The 16,686-nt window shown below is 65.6% G+C and carries 18 protein-coding genes; 9 read left to right on the forward strand and 9 right to left on the reverse strand.

Annotated features, from left to right (window positions below; all coding sequences use genetic code 11):
* Position 1: 1 nt before the first annotated feature.
* On the reverse strand, positions 2 to 1,633 hold the full coding sequence (gene mdcA, locus XH93_RS37045) for a malonate decarboxylase subunit alpha (RefSeq protein ID WP_194471263.1): 1,632 nt from the start codon (positions 1,631 to 1,633) through the stop codon (positions 2 to 4).
* A 106-nt stretch (positions 1,634 to 1,739) separates the two neighbouring features.
* On the opposite strand from mdcA, the gene XH93_RS37050 reads away from it, so the two are divergent.
* The 7 genes from XH93_RS37050 (at position 1,740) to XH93_RS37080 (ending at position 8,622) form a co-directional block, all read left to right on the forward strand.
* Positions 1,740 to 2,600: a LysR substrate-binding domain-containing protein gene (locus tag XH93_RS37050; RefSeq protein WP_194471264.1), complete on the forward strand. Its 861-nt coding sequence runs from the start codon at positions 1,740 to 1,742 to the stop codon at positions 2,598 to 2,600.
* A gap of 419 nt (positions 2,601 to 3,019) precedes the next feature.
* On the forward strand, positions 3,020 to 3,295 hold the full coding sequence (locus XH93_RS37055; RefSeq protein WP_002714638.1) for a DUF1153 domain-containing protein: 276 nt from the start codon (positions 3,020 to 3,022) through the stop codon (positions 3,293 to 3,295).
* A gap of 180 nt (positions 3,296 to 3,475) precedes the next feature.
* On the forward strand, positions 3,476 to 5,101 hold the full coding sequence (gene fliF, locus XH93_RS37060; protein WP_194471265.1) for a flagellar basal-body MS-ring/collar protein FliF: 1,626 nt from the start codon (positions 3,476 to 3,478) through the stop codon (positions 5,099 to 5,101).
* Position 5,102: 1 nt separating this feature from the next.
* Positions 5,103 to 6,188 (forward strand): flagellar motor switch protein FliG, encoded by a 1,086-nt coding sequence (fliG, locus tag XH93_RS37065; RefSeq protein ID WP_139486294.1) that lies wholly within the window; start codon positions 5,103 to 5,105, stop codon positions 6,186 to 6,188.
* Positions 6,188 to 6,811 carry a FliH/SctL family protein gene (fliH, locus tag XH93_RS37070; protein ID WP_194471266.1) on the forward strand — a complete coding sequence of 208 codons (624 nt, stop codon included), beginning with the start codon at positions 6,188 to 6,190 and terminating at the stop codon, positions 6,809 to 6,811. The genes fliG and fliH overlap by 1 nt, the downstream gene beginning before the upstream one ends.
* Before the next feature lie 20 nt (positions 6,812 to 6,831).
* The gene (fliN, locus tag XH93_RS37075) at positions 6,832 to 7,182 is read left to right on the forward strand and encodes a flagellar motor switch protein FliN (RefSeq protein WP_194471267.1); all 351 of its coding nucleotides are present in this window, start codon (positions 6,832 to 6,834) and stop codon (positions 7,180 to 7,182) included.
* 54 nt (positions 7,183 to 7,236) lie between these two features.
* Positions 7,237 to 8,622, forward strand: a complete 1,386-nt coding sequence (locus tag XH93_RS37080; RefSeq protein WP_194471268.1) for a sigma-54-dependent Fis family transcriptional regulator — start codon at positions 7,237 to 7,239, stop codon at positions 8,620 to 8,622.
* Between the two features lie 41 nt (positions 8,623 to 8,663).
* On the opposite strand, the gene XH93_RS37085 is transcribed toward XH93_RS37080, so the two are convergent.
* On the reverse strand, positions 8,664 to 8,819 hold the full coding sequence (locus tag XH93_RS37085; RefSeq protein WP_172627124.1) for a hypothetical protein: 156 nt from the start codon (positions 8,817 to 8,819) through the stop codon (positions 8,664 to 8,666).
* 186 nt (positions 8,820 to 9,005) lie between these two features.
* On the opposite strand from XH93_RS37085, the gene XH93_RS37090 reads away from it, so the two are divergent.
* Entirely contained in the window at positions 9,006 to 9,389 is a 384-nt protein-coding gene (locus XH93_RS37090) for a hypothetical protein (RefSeq protein WP_194471269.1), read from the forward strand.
* Positions 9,390 to 9,474: 85 nt separating this feature from the next.
* Here XH93_RS37090 and XH93_RS37095 read toward each other — a convergent pair whose 3' ends face one another.
* Complete coding sequence (locus XH93_RS37095) at positions 9,475 to 9,969, reverse strand: septal ring lytic transglycosylase RlpA family protein (protein ID WP_172628030.1); 495 nt, start codon at positions 9,967 to 9,969, stop codon at positions 9,475 to 9,477.
* Between the two features lie 278 nt (positions 9,970 to 10,247).
* The gene (locus XH93_RS37100) at positions 10,248 to 10,613 is read right to left on the reverse strand and encodes a hypothetical protein (protein WP_194471270.1); all 366 of its coding nucleotides are present in this window, start codon (positions 10,611 to 10,613) and stop codon (positions 10,248 to 10,250) included.
* Between the two features lie 307 nt (positions 10,614 to 10,920).
* Between XH93_RS37100 and XH93_RS37105 the strand changes: the two genes are divergently transcribed.
* Complete coding sequence (locus tag XH93_RS37105; RefSeq protein WP_246799417.1) at positions 10,921 to 11,967, forward strand: AraC family transcriptional regulator; 1,047 nt, start codon at positions 10,921 to 10,923, stop codon at positions 11,965 to 11,967.
* A gap of 231 nt (positions 11,968 to 12,198) precedes the next feature.
* On the opposite strand, the gene XH93_RS37110 is transcribed toward XH93_RS37105, so the two are convergent.
* From XH93_RS37110 to XH93_RS37130, 5 genes are read right to left on the reverse strand one after another with little or no spacing between them, the layout of a single operon-like run.
* Positions 12,199 to 12,789, reverse strand: coding sequence for a flavin reductase family protein (locus XH93_RS37110; protein WP_194471271.1), 591 nt, complete (start codon positions 12,787 to 12,789; stop codon positions 12,199 to 12,201).
* A gap of 7 nt (positions 12,790 to 12,796) precedes the next feature.
* Positions 12,797 to 13,636 carry an ATP-binding cassette domain-containing protein gene (locus XH93_RS37115; RefSeq protein ID WP_194471272.1) on the reverse strand — a complete coding sequence of 280 codons (840 nt, stop codon included), beginning with the start codon at positions 13,634 to 13,636 and terminating at the stop codon, positions 12,797 to 12,799.
* A 9-nt stretch (positions 13,637 to 13,645) separates the two neighbouring features.
* A complete protein-coding gene (gene ssuC, locus XH93_RS37120; RefSeq protein ID WP_371815137.1) occupies positions 13,646 to 14,506 on the reverse strand; it encodes an aliphatic sulfonate ABC transporter permease SsuC in 861 nt (286 codons plus the stop codon).
* A 44-nt stretch (positions 14,507 to 14,550) separates the two neighbouring features.
* On the reverse strand, positions 14,551 to 15,732 hold the full coding sequence (gene ssuD / locus XH93_RS37125) for an FMNH2-dependent alkanesulfonate monooxygenase (protein ID WP_194471273.1): 1,182 nt from the start codon (positions 15,730 to 15,732) through the stop codon (positions 14,551 to 14,553).
* Complete coding sequence (locus tag XH93_RS37130) at positions 15,714 to 16,667, reverse strand: sulfonate ABC transporter substrate-binding protein (protein WP_139859706.1); 954 nt, start codon at positions 16,665 to 16,667, stop codon at positions 15,714 to 15,716. Before XH93_RS37130 ends, ssuD begins: the two co-directional genes overlap by 19 nt.
* Between the last annotated feature and the right edge of the window lie 19 nt (positions 16,668 to 16,686).

Consider the following 16,686-nt stretch of genomic DNA (forward strand, 5'->3'; position numbering starts at 1 on the left):
ATCATTTCCGGAATTTGGCGGGCGGCGTGTAGAGGCCGCCCGATGCGGTGACGAGATCGCCGATCGACTTGGCGGCGAGCCAGTCGCGGGTTGCGGTCGCGGCGTCGATGCCGAGATGGGCGGGCCGCATCACGATGCCGCGGCGGCGCAGGGCCTCGGTCATGTCCCTGTTCTGGCGCTTGCCGAACTCGGTGTCGCCGGCCACCGCGCGCAGCGCGGCCTCGCGCTCCTCCAGCGAGCGGCAACGCAGCAGGTTGCAGACGCCGTGCTCGGTGATGACGTGGGTGACGTCGTCGCCATGGATCATCACCGGCGGCAGCGCGAAGCCGGCCGCCGCGGCGAGATCGAACGCGTCGAGACGCTCGACAAAGCTCGGCGCGCCGTTCGGCTGACGGGTCTGCACCATCTGCACCACGAGCTTGCGGCCGCGCAGGCGCTCGCCCGCTTCCTCGCCAGCGCGCAGCCAGGCCGGACTGTCGTGACGCCGGCCGTGCGGGTCGGCGCCCATGTTCGGCGCGCCGCCAAAGCCGGTGATGCGGCCCTTGGTGGCGGTGGAGCTGTTGCCCTGCGGGTCGATCTGCAGCGTGCCGCCGATGAAGAGATCGCAGGCATATTGGCCGGCGACCTGGGCCAGCGCGCGGTTGGAGCGCAGATTGCCGTCGGCGCCGACCGGAAACACGCTTGGGCGGCTCGCGACATAGCGCTCCATGCCGAGCTCAGAGCCGAAGCAATAGACATTGTCGACGAAGCCGGCCTCGATCGCGGGGATCAGCGTCGGATGCGGATTGAGCACGAAGTTGCGCGCGACCTTGCCCTTCAGCCCGCGCTGGGCGGCGAAGGTCGGCAGGATCAATTCGATCGCGGCGGTGGCGTAGCCGATGCCGTGGTTGAGGCGGGTCACCTGATAGGGTTCGTAGACCGCGGCGACCGCCATCATCGCCATCAGGACGTTCTCGTCCCTGATCTTGGCGGGATCGCGCGTGAACAGCGGATCGATCGCATATGGTTTTGGACCGGGCACCACGACATCGACCCAGCCGGCGGGGATGTCGACGCGCGGCAGGTGGTCGACCACCTCGTTGACTTGCGCCACCACCACGCCGCCGCGGAACGCCGCGGCTTCGGCGATGGTCGGCGTGTCCTCGGTGTTGGGACCGGTATAGAGATTGCCGTCGCGGTCGGCCTTGTCGGCGACAACAAGCGCGACCTGCGGCGTGAGGTCGACCAGCATCCGCGCGTACAGCTCGAGATAGGTGTGGATCGCGCCGACCTTGAGCGCCTTGGCGGCGACCAGTTCGGCGAGCCGGCGGCTCTGCGGACCGGCAAAGGAGAAGTCGAGCCGGTTGGCGATGCCACGCTCGAACACGGCCAGATGATCCGGCAGCGCCAGCACCGACTGCACCATGTGCAAATCATGGACCCGCGCCGGATCGACCTTTGCCAGGCACGCCGCCAGGAAGTCGGCCTGCTTCTGGTTGTCGCCTTCGAGCGCGACGCGGTCGCCGGGGACGATGACTGCTTCGAGCAGCGCGGTGGCGCGGTCGGGCGGGCAGATCTTTCCGCTGCCGCCAAGGACGGCTTGGGCGCGCGCCAGGCGCGATGTGCGATCAGTGGGGTGTGTGGTCTCCGACATGATGAGCCTCGTTTCGCTTCGTGATCTGACGCGAAGGTAGGAGGCTGGCATTGATAAGAGAAACGATATTCTATAATATGATTGATTATGAAATTGAATCAATCCGATGCTCGAGCTTGAACTCCTGCGGGCCTTCGTCGCGGTGGCGGATTGCGGCGGCTTTCATCGCGCGGCCGAGCAGCTGAATTTGACCCAGTCGACGATCAGCCAGCAGATCAAGCGGCTCGAGCTCGAAACCAAACGGCCGCTGTTCCGCCGCACCACGCGCAGCGTCGCGTTGACCGACGAGGGCGAGATGCTGCTCGGCGATGCGCGCCGCCTGCTGCAGCTCGAGGAGGCGGCACGGCAGCGGCTGATGGCGCCGCGGCTGTCGGGATCGGTGCGGCTCGGCGTGGTCGAGGAAGTGGCCGGCGGTTCGCTGCCCTCGGCGCTCGGCCGCTTCTCGGCGCTGCATCGCGGCGTCAAGCTCGAGGTGCAGATCGGGGTCAGCGCCGAGCTGATCGAGCAGCTCGATGCCGGGCGGCTCGACCTGGTGTTCGCGAAGCGGCCGCTGGGAACATCGAAAGGACGGCTGGTGTGGCGCGAGCCGCTGGTGTGGGCCGCGGCCGAGTCGTTCGATTTCGTGCGCGGCGCGCCGCTGCCGCTGGCGCTGTACCGCGAACGCTCGGTGTCGCGCGATGCAGCACTGGCGACGCTGCGCGACGGCGAGCTCACTTGGGAGATCGTCTACACCAGCCCGAGCCTGACCGGCGTCCGCGCCGCCGCGGTCGCCGGCCTTGCCGTTACCCCGTTGCCGCTGAGCGCGGTCACCGCCGGGCTGCGCGTGCTCGGCGCGGGCGACGGCCTGCCGCCGCTGCCGGATCTCGAATTCGCAATCTACGAAAAGCGCCGGCCGGACAAGGCCGCGGAAGCGCTGGCGACTGCACTGCTCGCGCTGGCGCGCGGCCCGCTGCGGCCGACGATTTGAGTGCGTGCGATGCGCAGGATTGCAAGACCGACGTCTTCAATGATCATCGCGCCCGGGGCTTACCCCTCTCCCCAACCCTCCCCCGCAAGGGGGGAGGGAGCCTGACCAGCGCACTCACCTTACTGCCGATTGTTGCTCGTTCATTTTCGAGATTCATCAGCGACACCGGTGAGGCAGCCACCGGCAGACGGGTTCCCTCCCCCCTTGCGGGGGAGGGTTAGGGAGAGGGGTACCGCTTGCTCCGCTGCCGGACGAAGGCCACGCGCGACGCGCTCCGCGGCTGCTCACGCCTCTCAAAGGAGCTTGTTCCCGGCCATTCCAACGAGAATCGTATTGAACCCTTGGGCTTAGCCAAATTTTAAGCCGGCGGGCGTAGGTTCGACCTGTGAGTTCAGTGGTCGAGAGTTTGTGAGTACGCCATGACAGAACCCCATCGCCCGAGGGTGAAGTACGTCATCGGGCCTGACGGCAGCCCGTTGACGATCGCAGATTTGCCGGCGCCCGGCACCAAGCGCTGGGTGATCCGGCGCAAGGCCGAAGTGGTAGCCGCGGTCCGCGGCGGCCTGCTTTCCCTCGAGGAAGCCTGCAGCCGCTACACGCTGACCGTCGACGAATTCCTTTCCTGGCAGTTCTCGATCGACCAGCACGGTCTGGCCGGGCTGCGCACCACACGGATCCAGCAGTATCGGCAATAAATCTCGCCCCAAAGGCGGCATTTGAACAAAACCGGCTTCGTTTCGCGAAGCCGGTTTTTTTCATGTCCGCATTTTGCCGCGGTCCTTAATGGTCGTTAACCAGATGGAAACCATACCCTAGGCAATATTTGCCCAGTCGGACCCGCTCTTCCCTTGGGGCCGAATCCCTGGGGGCCGTGCGTGCAAGGTCTGGTTGCTTTCCTGAGAGGTCTTGGTGCGGCCCGCCTTGCGGCCATGGTGGCGGTCACCGCGGCGCTGATCGGATTCTTCGCTTTCGTCATCATGCGCGTCACCACGCCGCAGATGACCACTCTGTTCACCGACCTGTCGACCGAGGACTCCTCGGCCATCATCAAGGAGCTGGAGCGCCAGGCGATCCCGTTCGAGCTGCGCAATGACGGCGCCGCGATCATGGTGCCGAAGGACAAGGTGACGCGGCTGCGCATGAAGCTGGCCGAGGGCGGCATGCCCAAGGGCGGCGGCGTCGGCTACGAGATCTTCGACAAGTCGGACGCCTTGGGCACCACGAGCTTCGTCCAGAACATCAATCATCTGCGGGCGCTGGAGGGCGAGCTCGCCCGCACCATCCGCGCCATCGACCGCGTCCAGGCCGCGCGCGTCCATCTGGTGCTGCCGGAGAAGCCGCTGTTCTCGCGCGAGACGCCGGAGCCGTCGGCCTCGATCGTGCTCCGCGTCCGCGGCGCGCTGGAGGCGCAGCAGATCCGCGCCATCCGCCATGTCGTCGCCTCCGCCGTCAACGGGCTGAAGCCGCAGCGGGTCTCGATCGTCGACGAGGCCGGGCAGTTGCTCGCCGACGGCGCGCAATCCGATGCCGACGCCGCGGTCGGCGACGAGCGCCGAGCCGCCTTCGAGAAACGGATGCGCAAGCAGGTCGAGGACATCGTCTCCTCGGTGGTCGGCGCCGGCCGCGCCCGCGTCCAGCTCTCCGCCGACTTCGACTACAACAAGATCACCCAGACCTCCGACAGGTTCGATCCCGAAGGGCGGGTGCTGCGCTCGACCCAGACCCGCGAGGAATCGAGCCTCACCGCCGACAATTCCGGCCAGGTCACGGTCAACAACGAGCTGCCCGGCAACCAGAACCAGGACAACGCCGCCCGCGCCCGCGACCAGAGCAAGAAGAGCGAGGAAACCAACAATTACGAGATTTCCCGCACCACCAAGACCGAGGTGACCGAGGCCGGCCGCGTCAATCGCATCTCGGTCGCGGTGCTGGTCGACGGCGCCTATGCCAAGAACGAAAAAGGCGAGATGGTCTACCAGGACCGCAGCAAGGAGCAGCTCGACCGCATCGCCGCTTTGGTTCGTTCCGCGATCGGCTTCGACCAGAAGCGCGGCGACCAGGTCGAGGTGGTCAATCTGCGCTTCGCCGAGCCGCCGGCGAGCCAGCCGATCGCCGAGCCGACCGGCCTGCTCGGCATGCTGCAATTCACCAAGGATGACGTGATGTACGTCATCGAGCTCGGCGTCATGATGATGCTCGGCCTCGTCGTGCTGTTCATGGTGATCCGCCCGCTGGTCAAGCGCATCGTCGCCGCCGACGTGATTCCCGTCCTGACCGGCGCGGCCGCGGTCCCTGCCCTCGCCGAGGCGCGCTCCGAAGCCGCCACCGGCCAGGCCCTGATCCCGAGCGGCAGCGGCGCGGCGCAGTTGATCGACGTCGCCCAGATCCAAGGGCAGGTCCACGCCCAGGCCGTGCACCGGGTCGGCGAGCTCGCCGACCGCAATCCGAACGAGACCGTCTCGATCATCCGTCAATGGCTGAGCGAGCCTCAAGAGAGCTGACATGGCCGGCGTACCGCAGACCACCAATGCCAACGACATCACTAGCGTCCTGTCGACGCTGGCGAGCCGGCAGAACGGCCGCCCCAAGGCCAAGCCGATGGCCGGCCCGAAGCGCGCGGCGATCTTGATGCTGGCGCTCGGCGAGCAGTATGGCGGCAAGATCTGGTCGATGCTCGACGACGACGAGGTGCGCGAGCTGTCGGTCCACATGTCCACCCTCGGCACCGTCGAGGCCGAAGTGGTCGAGGATTTGATGCTCGAATTCGTCTCGCGGATGTCGGCCTCCGGCGCGCTGATGGGCAATTTCGACGCCACCGAGCGGCTGCTGCAGCAGTATTTGCCGGCCGAGCGCGTCTCCGGCATCATGGACGAGATCCGCGGCCCTGCGGGGCGCAACATGTGGGAGAAACTGTCCAACGTGCAGGAAGAGGTGCTCGCCAACTACCTGAAGAACGAGTACCCGCAAACCATCGCCGTGGTGCTGTCGAAACTGAAGCCGGAGCACGCCGCGCGGGTGCTGGCGATCCTGCCCGAGGACATCGCGCTCGACGTCGTCGGCCGCATGCTGCGGATGGAAGCGGTGCAGAAGGAAGTGATCGAGCGCGTCGAGCAGACGTTGCGCACCGAATTCATGTCGAACCTGTCGCAGACCCGCCGCCGCGACGCCCATGAGGTGATGGCGGAAATCTTCAACAATTTCGACCGCCAGACCGAGACCCGCTTCATCACCTCGCTGGAGGAAGAGAACCGCGAATCCGCCGAGCGCATCAAGGCGCTGATGTTCACCTTCGACGATCTGATCAAGCTCGACGCTGCCTCGGCGCAGACCTTGATGCGCAATATCGACAAGGACAAGCTCGGCGTCGCGCTGAAGAGCGCCAACGAGGAGGTGCGCAGCTTCTTCCTCGGCAACATGTCCTCGCGCGCCGGCAAGATGCTGATGGACGACATGGCCGCGATGGGCCCGGTGCGGCTGCGCGACGTCGACGAGGCGCAGGCACTGCTGGTCAACCTCGCCAAGGACATGGCCGCCCGCGGCGAAATCACGCTGACTAAGAACCGCGCCGACGACGAGCTGGTGTACTGATGGCCGCGCCCGCGAAATTCATGTTCGACACCGACTTCTCGGCACCCGACCGTGCCCGCGAGCGCGCGGCGACACCGGCGGAGATCGCGCAGAAGATCGCCGATGCCGAAGCGCGGGCCTATCGCGCCGGCTACGACGCCGCGCTGCGCGAGGCCAAGGTCGAGAGCGACCGCCGCTCCGCGCAGGCGCTGGAGGAGATCGGAACGTCGATCCGGGGCATTGCGGCGCGCTTTGCCGGCATCGAGATGCGGATGGAAACCGAGGCGGTCGACGTCGCGGTCGCGGTCGCCCGCAAGCTCTGCACCGAATTGGTGGCCCGCGAGCCGCTCGGCGAGATCAGCGCGCTGGTCAGCGACTGCTTCTCGCATCTGGTGGCGACGCCGCATCTCGTGGTCCGCATCAACGACGCGCTGTACGACGCGGCGCGCGGCAGCATCGAGCGGATGGCGGCGCAGAGCGGCTTCCAGGGCCGGCTGGTGATCCTGGCCGAACCGACGATTGCAACCGGCGACTGCCGGATCGAATGGGCCGACGGCGGCGTGGTGCTGGAGCGCGCCGCCATCGAGGCGAAGATCAACGAACTGGTCGGGCGCTATCTGGCGTCCCGCGGTCAGGCTGGCTGACGGCGATTGAGGGCTGAACCATGAGCGACACCGACACCCACGTCCCGCTTCCCGATCTCAACGCGACCGATGCGCCTACGATCGACGACATCGGCTACAACGAGGACGAAAATGCCTCGCGCATCGCCGCCGATCTCGAGGCCGTGTTCGACGTGCCGGTGCAGGTCTCGGCGGTGCTCGGCCGCTCCAAGATGGACGTCGGCGATCTCTTGAAGCTCGGGCCCGGCACCGTGCTGGAGCTCGACCGCCGGGTCGGCGAGGCGATCGACATCTATGTCAACAACCGCCTGGTGGCGCGTGGCGAAGTGGTGCTGGTGGAAGACAAGCTCGGCGTGACCATGACCGAAATCATCAAGGCGGAACGCTCTTAACAATTTTGCGGCAGCGCGCACGAGCCGCGCGGCCAGACGAACAGGAGATTTTTCATGCGGCTTCTCATCGTAGGCACCCTGAAGGGCCAGCTCACGACCGCCACCAAGATCGCGATGGAGAACGGCGCCACCGTCACGCACGCCGAGACCTCGGACCAGGCGATGAACGTGGTGCGCGGCGGCAAGGGCGCCGATCTCTTGCTGGTCGATGTCGGGCTCGACATCCGCGACCTCGTGATGCGGCTCGAGGCCGAGCACATCCATGTGCCGATCGTCGCCTGCGGCATCTCCAACGACGCCCGCGCCGCGGTCGCCGCGATCCACGCCGGCGCCAAGGAATACATCCCGCTGCCGCCCGATCCCGAGCTGATCGCAGCCGTGCTCGCCGCCGTCGCCAACGACGCCCGCGACCTGATCTGGCGCGACGAGGCGATGGGCCGGGTGATCAAGCTCGCGCAGCAGATCGCAGGCTCGGATGCGTCGGTGATGATCACCGGCGAGTCCGGCACCGGCAAGGAGGTGCTGGCGCGCTACGTTCATTCCCGCTCGGCCCGCGCCAAGCGGCCGTTCATCTCGATCAACTGCGCGGCGATCCCCGAGCACCTCCTGGAATCCGAGCTGTTCGGCCATGAGAAGGGCGCCTTCACCGGCGCCGTCGCGCGCCGCATCGGCAAGTTCGAGGAGGCGACCGGCGGCACGCTGCTGCTCGACGAAATCTCCGAGATGGACGTCCGCCTGCAATCCAAACTTCTGCGCGCGATCCAGGAGCGAGTGATTGACCGCGTCGGCGGCACCAAGCCGGTTCCGGTCGACATCCGGATCATCGCGACCTCGAACCGCAATCTGTCGGAAGCGGTGCGCGCCGGCACCTTCCGCGAGGACCTGCTGTTCCGTCTCAACGTCGTCAACCTGAAGATCCCGCCGCTGCGCGATCGCCCGGCCGACATCCTCGAGCTGGCGCAGCACTTCGCCAAGAAATATGCCGAGGCCAACGGCCTGCCGGTGCGGCCGCTCTCGGCGGAGGCGCGCCGCGTGCTGACCGCGAACCGTTGGCAGGGCAACGTCCGCGAGCTCGAAAACACCATCCACCGCTCGGTGCTGATGGCGCAGGGCGACGAGATCGGCCCCGACGCGATCATCACCCCGGACGGCGACCGGCTCGACCTCGCCAAGACCGCGCCCGCGGTCGCCCATGCCACGCTGGCCGCCGAGCAGGTCACCCGCGCGCTGGTCGGCCGCACCGTCGCCGACGTCGAGCGTGATCTGATCCTGGAGACGCTGAAGCATTGCCTCGGCAACCGCACCCACGCCGCCAACATTTTGGGCATCTCGATCCGCACCCTGCGCAACAAGCTGAACGAATATGCCGACGGCGGCATCCCGATCACCCCGGCCGGCAATGGCGGCAGCGATTACCAGCGCATCGCAACCGCTGGTTGAGTAACGCAAACAGCGAGGCAGGCCCATGCGGCCGCCTCGCCTCACGAATAGCTCGGCGCGTCGGGCTTGCGGAAGATGTGGATCGGATCGCCGGGTGTGATATCGTGGCCGGTGAACATCATATACGCATAGAGCGCGAGATAGCCGACGGCGACCGCGCCGACGAGATAGAACAGCCAGGTTCCCACGCGCTTCATCGAACCGTCACGCCTCCGAAACATCGGAGGCTTCTAATCCGTCCGCCGGCAAAGCGCCACCGGCAACATGCCGCGCCTGCCGCCGCAGGCCCGCGGTGACGCCGCCGTTTCATCCCTTGAATCTTGAGGCGAGGTGCCGTACTCAATCTCTCATTGTTTTAAACTTTCAAACAACTGGAGAGAGATATGACTATTTACGCGCAGACCAGCGGCACCCTGACAACCAATTCCGATTCGTTCGTGGCGATCCCGGGCCTGTCGATCACGATCCCGGAGGGCGTCGGCATCACCTCCATCATCATCCTGAACGTTCCGTTCCCCTACGCCCAGGGCAACAATTTCCCTGGCGGCAGCTTCGGGATCACCGTCAACGGCGTGATGTCCGGCGTCGTCACGGGCTTCACCTACAACGAGCAGCTCCCGCAAGCCTCCGGCCGTGTCCCGACCACGCTGGTGGCCGGCATCCCGCTCGGCAATACCCCCCAGACCATCCAGGCGGTCTGGTCCGGCGTCCGCGGCAGCACCGTGATCATCGACACCCCGGCGACACTGACCGCGATCATGAGCTAACGCCTGGCGTCGTCAGGCCAACACGCACGCGCTGCACGGCGGCGGCTGCCCCAATCAAGGGCGGCACCGCCGCTGCAAGCAACGTTCAGCCCACCGGTCCCGGGACCCAATAGTCTCCTGCAAGCGGGCTAACTTTCACGTCGTTAATGACTCCGAGGTCCAGGCTCGGATCGAAATAGCGCATCGTTCGCTCGTTGAGGTCAATGATACGGCCCGGCCTTAACGGCCCCACGTCATTTATCTTGACGATGACCTTCTTGCCGACGGCCTCGACGAGGGCATATTTCGGCCGTGCGCCAAATTGCACCCCACCAAATTTCCGGCGCAAACTCGTTTTGATGGCAGCCGCCCAGACAGAGGGATCATAGCGTTCGCCGGAGGCTGTGCTCGGACCGCCCTCCTCCTTGCCGGGCTTGAACGGGTTGTACGTGGATGCCGCACCAACGATGGCATCCCCGGAGGCGGCATTGACGACGGCGCTTGAGTGAACTCCACGCTCTTCACTTCGAGCAACGGTAACAAAAACGGCAAGCGCGGCCAGGGCGCCGCAAACCGCGGCGCTCGAGCGGAACAACATCATATCTCCTGTGATTTTCTCGATCGTCCGGTTCCCGAAATCGCAAACATGACCAAGCGAACGCGAAAGCGCGTTCATGGACTTGCGCCAATCCTTTGCGGATTCGAGCCGACCCCTGGCTCAAGGAACCGTTGTGTGGACCGGTGTGGTCCTCACCAGTGTTTTGAATTGTCAGCGACTAAGACAGAGATTGCGTCAGCAACATGGCCTGGTGGAGCCTCGCGTGAGTGGCGCGTACGATATTGGCCAATGTCAAGCCTTCGCGGGCGAGCTCTTCTGCGCTAATCCTCGTGATCGGTCGGTGGGCTGAGCGGAGGGCGCGGCTCGACATCTTTCTCCAGCCGTTCGCCGGACGCAGAGGCACGACGGACCGCCGGCGAAGGCGCGATCGGGCTGCGATCAGCACCCGGCTCGACGACAGCGTCGGCATGAGCTTTCATTAACGCATCCAGCCTCAACACCCGATCGATTTTCATCTTGACGCGGCGCGCGGCCAGCAATCCCAGGACCGCCTGGATCTTGCCCGCGAAGTTGCGATTACCGATCGAAAACGAGTAACGCCAGGCGCCTGCGGTCTCGTCTTCCGTGATCAGGAAACGAATTGACCGGTGCGTGCCGCTCTGTTGAGCTCGTTCTGGTCCGGTCATCACGGCTTCCCAGTCGGCGTGCGCTCGGCCGCAGCAGCCTGCAGCGGCTCCCAATGCGTGACGATGTCCTTCATGAATTTGCCCTTGCGCCGGCCAGTTGGAGCCAGCTGCCGTCGGTTCAGGGCAGTGGAGCGGCCGCGAGGCCATCGGCTAGATGATTGCCTTCGTCACGTCTTGTGATCCTGGGTCAGCTAATTGGGAGATCTTGTCAAAACGGATTGTCTCGAACCCGCGAGGTCATTTGACATAGGTCAAAATGCGATCCGGGAAGCTCTCGACGTTTGCCGAGAACACACATCGGTGCCAAATGAAGACCGTCAGACGCCCTGCAAGCACCCTGCCCTCGATACCAAGCTCGACCGGCGGGATCGCGCGTCTCGCATGTGCCCGGCTCCGGGATGAGCAGGTTGCCCTCGCCCCGATCCTGTCGGCCGCAGGCCTGACGGTCGACGACATCGCCGACAGCAAGCGTCGCATCGCTGCACGAGCGCAGATCAGAATCCTCGAGCTCGCCGCCGCGAAGTTGCAGGACGACTGCTTCGGATTCCGCCTGGCTCAGGGTTTCGAGCTGGGGGAGATCGGGCTTCTGTACTATGTCATGGCTTCATCGGAGCAGCTCGGCGACGCCCTGCACATCGGCGGACGCTACTGCGCGATCAACAACGAGGGGGTGCGGCTACGGATGTCTCTGGAGCACGGATTCGGCATTCAATTCGAGTATGTCAACATCGACAGGTCGTCGGACCGTCACCACGCGGAATTTTGGTTGATTGCGCTGGTCCGTATTTGCCGCGCGCTGACCGGCGGCAGGCTGGCCCCGACGCAAATCAAATTGAAGCACTACAGACGCGAAATCCCGTTGGATGTCCGATCTCAACTGGGATGCGAAATCGAATTTGCGGCTGACAGGGATGAGGTCCTGTTTCCTTCCCAGATCGGCGCGCTGCCCGTCGTGGGAGCGGATTTGCACCTCAACAAGATGCTGCTTCAATATGCCGACCAGGCGCTCGGCGACCGCGCATCACGACGGACCAGTGTGCGATCCCGCGTTGAAGATCAGATCGCCCGGTTGCTTCCGCACGGCAAAGTCAGCGCCGTGGAGATCGCGCGCCGCCTTGGCATGAGCCGGAGAACGCTTGCGCGGGCATTGTCGTCCGAGGGACTGAGTTTTTCGAATGTCCTCGAGGCTTTTCGGATTGCGCTTGCGCGCCGTTACCTCAAGGAAGCCGAACTGCCGATTTCTGAAATCGCATGGCTATTGGGCTATAGCGAGGTCAGCTCGTTTACACATGCTTTCGTCCGCTGGACCGGCGACACGCCACGGGCATATCGTGGCTCGAACAGCGATGGCTGACACAAAACCTCAAACTTCTGGCAACGAATAGCAAGACTCGGCAGAGCGTATTCCGCTAAGCGAGTGTCATGCGTCCACGCCTCATGTCACAACTCGCGTCCGGCTGTCGCCACGCATGGGCGGCGGTTCTCGGCCCCATGACCCGGGACGACTGGGTCTTCCTGTGGTCCCATCATCTGGTTCCACAGTCTCCTGGTCGCACTGGTCCGGGTCGTGATCGCGAATTGAGTCCTAGCGCAGGCCTCGCGCATGGACGTGACGCGACGGCAGGCTGACTTCGGCCAGCCTGGCGGCGTCCTCTTCACGGTCGATCGCGACATATTCGCCGTGCCAGTACGCCAGCGCGGCGGTACGCTGCGAGGCCACCACCTCGAGCACGCGGCCGATCACGATCGCATGCGAATGCCGCTCGATGATCTCCTCGACCGCGCAGTCGAGCGCGGCCAGCGCGCCGGCCAGGAGCGGCACGCCGGAGGCACGTGTGGTCCATTCGGCGCCCGCGAACCGCGCCGCGCCTTTCAGGCCTCCCTTGCCGGTGAAGCGTTCGGCGATGTCGAGCTGATCTGCGGTCAGGATGTTGACGCCGAACACGCCATGGCGCGCGATCAGCGGATAGGACGAGGCAGCGCGGTTGATGCTGACCATCAACGACGGCGGATCGACCGCCAGCGACGACACCGAGCTCACCGTCATCCCCGAAATGTCCTTGCCCCGCCCGGCCGTGATGACGCTGACCCCGCCGGTGAGGTGGCGCATCGCGCCGCGAAATTCGGCGGCGGAGACCGCAGGCTCGATCGCGATGTTGCGGACGACGGGGTTCATGACGGCCTCACTGCGTGTCTTCACTGCCTTCGAGCAGATGCTTCAGGATCTCGCCCTCCAGCGCGGCAAGCTCCGCCGAGCCGCGACGGCGTGGCCGCGGCAGGTCGACGGTGACATCCTGGGCAATGCGGCCGTCCTCGATCACAAGCACGCGGTCGGCGAGCGCAACCGCCTCGGCGACGTCATGCGTGACGAGGATCGCGGAAAAGCCCTGGTCGCGCCAGACGCGCTCGAGCAGTTGCTGCATCGAGATCCGGGTCAGCGCGTCGAGCGCGCCGAGCGGCTCGTCGAACGCCAGCACGCGCGGCTGGCTGACCAGCGCCCGCGCCAGCGCCACGCGCTGCTTCTGGCCGCCCGACAGCACCGAGGGCCACTGCCCGCGCTTGTCGCCGAGGCCGACCTCGACCAGCGCGTGCTCGGCGCGCGCCTGCGCATCGGCCGACGCGCGCTCGCGCCCGAGGCCGACCTCGACATTGGAGAGCACGCGCGCCCAGGGCAGCAAACGCGGCTCCTGGAACATGACGCGGATGTCCTGCGCCCGTGGCTCCTCGCCGAAGGCGATGCTGCCTGCCGTCGGCTTGTCGAGGCCGGCAATCAGCCGCAGCAGCGTGCTCTTGCCGCAGCCGGAGCGGCCGACGATCGCAACGAACTGGCCGGCGGGGATGTGCAGGTCGATGCCGCGCAGCACCTCATTGTCGCCGAACGACTTTCGCAGGCCGCGGATGGTCAGCGACAGCCCGCGAGCCGCATTGTCCGGAGCGCGCCGCAGATGCTGCACCTCGGCGATGAGGTTGGCACGCGCAACCGGCCGGGCATCCACGGGTTGGAAACGAAGCGCTTCTTGCATTCTCAACTCTCACTTGTTCTGGAAGGCGGGGTGCCAGGCCAGCGTCAGCCGCTCCAGCGCCCGCGAGGCGCTGTCAGCGAGCTTGCCGAGCAAGGCGTAGATCAGGATCGAAAGCACGACGACGTCGATCAGCATGAACTCGCGCGCCTGCATCGCCATGTAGCCGAGGCCGGACGAGGCCGCGATGGTCTCGGCGACGATCAAGGTCAGCCACATGATGCCAAGCGCGAAGCGCAGGCCGACGAAGATCGACGGCAGCGCACCGGGAAAGATCACCCGGCGGAACAATTCGCCATCGCTCATGCCGTAGATGCGGCCCATCTCGATCAGCTGCGGATCGACGGTGCGGATGCCGTGCAGCGTGTTGAGATAGATCGGGAAGAACACCCCAAGCGCGACCAGGAACAGCTTGGCCGACTCGTCGATGCCGAACCACAGGATGACCAGCGGGATCAGCGCCAGATGCGGGATGTTGCGCACCATCTGCAGCGTGGTGTCGGTGAGCTTTGCCGACAGCTGCGACAGGCCGTTGGCGAGCCCGAAGGCGAAGCCGATGCTGCCGCCGATCAGGAAGCCGATCGAGGCGCGCCAGAAGCTGACCCAGATGTTCTTGATCAATTCGCCCGACAGCAGCAGCTTCCATCCGGCCAGCGCCACATCGGTCGGCGCCGGCAGCACGCGCGAGGGCACAAAGCCGGTGACGCAGGCAAGCTGCCAGATCAGGATGATGGCGAGCGGCACGATCCACGGGATGAGGCCATCGACCTTCGGAAGTTTCGGTGCGCTAGAGCTGTTTCCGTTCCGACGAAATCGGAACGGAGCTCTAGATTCTTGTTTTGGCGCGTTTTCTTCACGCGAACCGGCATCCACTTCGCTCGAAAACGCTCTGCGGCGCGGAAGACTGTCGATCAAGCTCATGATTGCGATGCCTGTTTCTGCGGACGGTAGTCGTTGCCGATGGTTTCACCGAACGGCCCGGTGTTGACGCGGATCGGCGTCACGTTGCTCGGCTGCGCCAGCGACAGCAGCGGGAACACCAGCTCGGCGAAGCGATAGGCCTCTTCGAGATGCGGGTAGCCCGACATGATGAAGGTATCGATGCCGATCTCCTGATACTCCTTGATCCGCGCGGCGACGGTCTCGGGATCGCCGACCAGCGCGGTGCCGGCCCCGCCGCGCACCAGGCCGACGCCGGCCCACAGGTTCGGGCTGATCTCGAGCTTGTCGCGGTGGCCGCCATGCAGCTCGGCCATGCGCTGCTGGCCGACCGAGTCCATCCGGCCGAAGATCTTCTGCGCGGCGGCGATGGTGTCGTCGGTGACGTACTGGATCAATTCGTCGGCGGCGCGCCACGCTTCCGCGTTGGTCTCGCGCACGATGACGTGCAGGCGGATGCCGAACGACAGCTTGCGGCCGCGCTGCGCGGCGATCGCCTTCACCTTCGCGACCTTCTCGGCAACCTGCGCCGGCGGCTCGCCCCAAGTGAGGTACTTGTCGACGGTGTCGGCCGCGACGTCGATGCCCGCGTCCGACGAGCCGCCGAAATAGAGCGGCGGCCGCGGCGACTGCACCGGATTGAACAGCAGGCGGCCGTCCTCGATGCGGATGTGCTTGCCCTCGACGTTGACGGTCTTGCCGGCAAGCAGATCGCTGTAGACGTTGAGGAACTCGCGCGTGACCGCGTAGCGCTCGTCATGGTCGAGGAAAATGCCGTCGCCCTTGTTTTCGATCGGATCGCCGCCGGTGACGACGTTGATCAGCAGACGGCCGTTCGTCAGCCGGTCCAGGGTCGCGGTCATGCGTGCGGCAACGCTGGGCGACTGCAGGCCGGGCCTGACCGCCACGAGATAGCGCAGCCGTTCGGTCCACGGCGCGACGGCGGAGGCCACCACCCAGGAGTCCTCGCAGCTCCGCCCGGTCGGCAGCAGCACGCCGTAATAGCCGAGCTGATCGGCGGCCTGCGCAATCTGGCGCAGATAGTTGAAATTCACCTCGCGGCCGCCGATCGACGTGCCGAGATAGCGGCTGTCACCGTGGGTCGGCAGGAACCAGAGGATGTTGGCGTTGTCTTTGCTGCTCACGTGCCCGGCCTCCATGCGACGTCGGAAATCTTGATCTGTTTGGGAATCAGGCCCAGTGCGAAGAACGTGTCGGCGATCTGCTGCTGGTCGGCGATCACGGTATCGTTGAGCGGCTTGATGCCGTAGGACTGGCGCTTCAGCGCGACCTCGACCACCGGCACCGACAGGCCGATCGTCGGCGCGAGCTGCTCGGCGACGGCGTGGATATCGTGCTTCGCCCAGTCATCGACCTCGCTGAGCTGCGCCAGCACGACGTCGACGACCTTCGGATCGCTCTGCAGGAACTTCTTCGAGGAGAAATAGAACTGGTAGTTCGCGACGATGCCGGTGCCGTCGGCGAGAATGCGGGCGCCGGTGGCGGCTTCCGCCGCCGACTGGAACGGATCCCAGATCACCCAGGCGTCGACAGCGCCGCGCTCGAACGCCGCGCGGGCATCGGCGGGCGCCAGGAACGCCGGCTCGATCTCGGAATATTTGACGCCGGCCTTCTCCAGCGCCTTGACCAGGAGATAGTGGACGTTGGAGCCCTTGTTGAGCGCGACCTTCTTGCCCTTCAGATCAGCGACCGATTTGATCGGGCTGTCCTTCTGCACCAGGATCGCCTCGCCCTTCGGCGCGGCCGGCTCATAGGCGACATACTGGATCGGCGCGCCGGCGGCTTGCGCGAAGACCGGCGGCGCCTCCCCAGTGTTGCCGAAATCGATCGCGCCGACATTGAGCGCTTCGAGCAGCGGCGGCCCGGACGGAAACTCGGTCCAGACCGCCTTGTAGCCGACCGCCTTGAGTTTCTCCTCAAGCGTCCCCTTGCTCTTCAACAGCACCAGCTTGCCGTATTTCTGGTAGCCGATGCGGACGACCTTGTCCTCGCCATAGGAGGCGCCGACGGTCGCGGCGACCATGCTGACCGACAGCACCGCGTAGGCAATCCAGCGTCGAAACAAACGCGTCATGTGAGGTCCTCGGATCAAT

Source organism: Bradyrhizobium sp. CCBAU 51753, from assembly GCF_015291565.1.
Taxonomy (GTDB): Bacteria; Pseudomonadota; Alphaproteobacteria; order Rhizobiales; family Xanthobacteraceae; genus Bradyrhizobium; species Bradyrhizobium ivorense.